At 72.2% G+C, this 3199-nt stretch carries 5 protein-coding genes; 3 read left to right on the forward strand and 2 right to left on the reverse strand.

Annotation, left to right across the window (positions count from 1 at the left end):
• Nucleotides 1-60: 60 nt before the first annotated feature.
• Nucleotides 61-471, reverse strand: coding sequence for a rodlin (locus tag SSBG_RS12005; RefSeq protein ID WP_008746400.1), 411 nt, complete (start codon nucleotides 469-471; stop codon nucleotides 61-63).
• A gap of 148 nt (nucleotides 472-619) precedes the next feature.
• Nucleotides 620-1363 carry a hypothetical protein gene (locus tag SSBG_RS12010; protein WP_037869555.1) on the reverse strand — a complete coding sequence of 248 codons (744 nt, stop codon included), beginning with the start codon at nucleotides 1361-1363 and terminating at the stop codon, nucleotides 620-622.
• Between the two features lie 379 nt (nucleotides 1364-1742).
• On the opposite strand from SSBG_RS12010, the gene SSBG_RS12015 reads away from it, so the two are divergent.
• The 3 genes from SSBG_RS12015 to SSBG_RS12025 form a co-directional block, all read left to right on the forward strand.
• Complete coding sequence (locus SSBG_RS12015) at nucleotides 1743-2144, forward strand: rodlin (protein WP_037869556.1); 402 nt, start codon at nucleotides 1743-1745, stop codon at nucleotides 2142-2144.
• 351 nt (nucleotides 2145-2495) lie between these two features.
• Entirely contained in the window at nucleotides 2496-2726 is a 231-nt protein-coding gene (locus SSBG_RS12020) for a chaplin (RefSeq protein WP_008746403.1), read from the forward strand.
• A 136-nt stretch (nucleotides 2727-2862) separates the two neighbouring features.
• The coding region (locus SSBG_RS12025) for a chaplin (protein ID WP_008746404.1) at nucleotides 2863-3199 on the forward strand (337 nt) is incomplete at its 3' end.

The following is a 3199-nucleotide window of genomic DNA, read 5'->3' on the forward strand; positions in this document are numbered from 1 at the left end:
AAAAAAAAAAAAAAAAAAAAAGGCGGCCCTCGGTGCGCCGCGACGGCGGCGTACGGCTGCTCAGCTGTTGCCGGCGCCGTTGCCGGACAGGACCGGGATGTCCTCCAGGATGTGCGAGAGCGGCTCGTCGCCCTTCGCCTGGGTGCTGTTCTCGGTGCACTGCTGGTTCTGCGGCGAGGACAGGACGTTGACGTCCTGGACCGCGATCGGCACGAGACCGACCAGCGAACCGGCGTTGATCTTCGCGGGCAGGCCGATGCAGGGCTTGTTGAGCGAACCCTGGACGAGCGCCATCTGCGGGCTCATGTTCCCGTAGGTGGCCTGGTTGCCGTACGACTGCACCGCGCCGTTGCCGGAGAGGGAGGTCGTGCCGGCGTCGTCGCCGATCGCCATGGCGGGGGCGGCGACAGCGGCGGTCGCGCCGACGACCGAAGCGGCGACGGCCGCGACAGACATGACCTTCTTGATCATGAGTGATCCTTTCGAGTACAGGCCCCGTCCCGGAGCACGCTGGACAACTGGCGGGCCGGGTCCGGGATGCGGGCGTTCACTCCAATGGAGCAGAGATTCATCACACCGCTGTCACCGGGCGAAACACCCGTACGGCCTTCGCACGGGGTCAGCCGCCGCCGCTGGTGCGGGTGGGGCGGTTGGGGCGCCGGTGGAGGTGGAGGAAGGAGAGCCGGGTCAGGGTCTCGACGGAGCGCTCGCGGTCGCCTGCCGTGCCGACCGGCAGGCTCCGCGTGCGGCCGCGCGCCCGGACGGCGGCCTCCTGTTCCTGGAAGAGATCGGCGTCCTCCGGCGCGACACGCCAGGTGAGCCGTCCGGCCGCCGTGTCCACATGGACGGGGGACCAGCCGTCCGGGCCCGGGGCGCCGACGCTCCCGGCGTGCAGCCGCAGGACGTAGGCGATGAGCCCGGCGCGCTCGCGCTGGGCCGCGTCGAGCTCGGCGTGCACCTCGGCGAGCCGGTCGACGAGGCGCAGTTCGCGCGCGCTCCAGGAACGGGCGCGGGAGCGGCGCGGGGCGCGGGCGGGGGTGGAGGCCCCGGCGGCGGCGGCGAGGGGCGGGGCGGGACGGGCGGCCTTGCCGGACTTGGCGGGCCTACCGGTCTTCGCGGGCTTGGCGGCCCTCCCGGCCTTGGCGGGCTTGGCGGCGCGCGCGGATTTCGCGGGCGCGGCGGGCCGGGCGGCCGGGACGGGCTCGGCGGACCCGACGGTCTTCGCGGACCCGGCGGCCCGCGCGGGCTCGGCGGACCCGGCGGTCTTCGCGGGCTTGGCGGGGCGGGCGGCCTTGGGGGACTTCGCGGCGGTACCGGCTCTGCCCCCGGCCCCCTTTCCCTCGACGGCGGTGCGCGTAGCCATCACGGATTCCTCCCTGGGCGGTGAACAAATCGGGAACTGCCGTGAATTCGGCGGGCGAAGAACGCGGGCCGCATCAAGGCAGTTGAGATGATAAACAGCGCCGCGCGGAAGAAATCGTGCCCACCACGCCGGTTCTTCTCAGAAATTCTTGCGAAAACGTACGAATCCGGGGGTGCGAAGACGCTGAACGGGTGAAGGGGAGCGAGGGGGCGAAACCGATGGGCGGTACGGCAGTTTGCCAGGAAGCAGCCGGCCGCCGCGTTCCGCGCCGGGGGTCGCTGCGTACGCGCTCGCTCCGTATCGCCCGTCGCCGCCCGCCCTTCCCGGGGCCGCCCCGAACGTCCCGGGGACAGCGTGCGGGGGCATCGAAAGGTTGGACATGATCAAGAAGTTCGCGGCCGCCGCCGCGCTCACCGCGGGTGTCGTCGCCCTCGGCGCCCCGCAGGCCCTCGCCATCGCCGACGACGGCGGCACCACGTCGGTCTCCGGCAACGGCTCGAAGCAGTCGTACGGCAACCAGGCCACCTTCGGCGACCAGAGCCCGCAGCTCAGCCTGGTCCAGGGCTCGCTCAACAAGCCCTGCATCGGCCTTCCGGTCAAGGGCAACGTCGGCTCGCTCGTCGGCCTCGTGCCCGTCGCGGTCCAGGACATCAACGTCCTGTCCTCGCCGCAGAACCAGCAGTGCACCGAGAACAGCACCCAGGCCAAGGGCGACGAGCCGCTCTCCCACATCCTGGACGACATCCCGGTCCTGTCCGGCAACGGTGCCGCCAACGGCTGACCGTCGCCCCACCGGCGTCGAACGCCCCGTCCGCCCCGTCCCCGCCAGGGACGCGCGCGGGCGGGGCGCGGTCGTGTGCGGGGCACGGTCGCGCGCCTCCGGGGAGACACCCGGGAATTCGGCGCGGGGAGTTTTCCGCACGCAATAAACGACCCCCGAGAAATAACAGAGAGTCACGCTCCCGCCCGCCTTCGGCGGGCTTTTTCTTTCTTTATCCTCGACTGTCCGTTCGGGTGAAGTTGCGCGCGCTTGCGCGGGCGGGGGTTTCCTCCCGCTCCCCCCTTTCGTTCACAGGACGCGCCGGGCCCCATCCGGCGTGCCACAGCTTCTCCTCCTTCCGAAAGGAACGACATGCTCAAGAAGACCGCCGCCGTCTTCGCCGGCGCCGTCCTCGCGCTCGGTGCCGCTGTTCCCGCCTTCGCCGACTCGGGTGCCGAGGGCGCCGCCATCGGTTCGCCGGGCGTCCTCTCCGGCAACCTGGTCCAGGTCCCGGTGCACGTTCCGCTGAACCTGTGCGGCAACTCGGTCAACGTCATCGGCCTGCTGAACCCGGCCTTCGGCAACGGCTGCGCCAACGTCTGATCCCGCATCACCCGGGCCCGCCGAGCGGGCCCGGGTCCGCCGGCCCTGGGAGCACGCTCCCAGGGCCGGTTTCCGCGCCCCCTTCCGGGTCCCCGCTTCCGGGTCCTCCGGGTTCCGAGTCAGGAAGAACCTCCCCATGCGCCACACCCTCAGCAAGGGGATGCTCGTCACGGCCGCCGCGGCCTCCGGCATCCTCTCCCTGAACGGCGGTTCCGCCCTCGCCGCCGAGCCGACGGCAGCGGGCTCGCCCGGCATCCTCTCCGGGAACAGCGTCCAGGCCTCGGTGGACGTTCCCGTGAACGTCTGCGGCAACAGTGTGGACGGGGCCGGGGTCGGCAACCCGTCCTTCGGCAACGGCTGCGGCAACGAGGGCGGCGCGTCGGCGGGGCCCGCGGAACAGCAGGAGCACGGGGAGCCGGCGGCGGGGGACGAGGGGGCGCGGCCGGAGCGCGCGCGGTCCGGGCGGCACGCGG

Source organism: Streptomyces sp. SPB074, assembly GCF_000154905.1.
Taxonomy (GTDB): domain Bacteria; phylum Actinomycetota; class Actinomycetes; order Streptomycetales; family Streptomycetaceae; genus Streptomyces.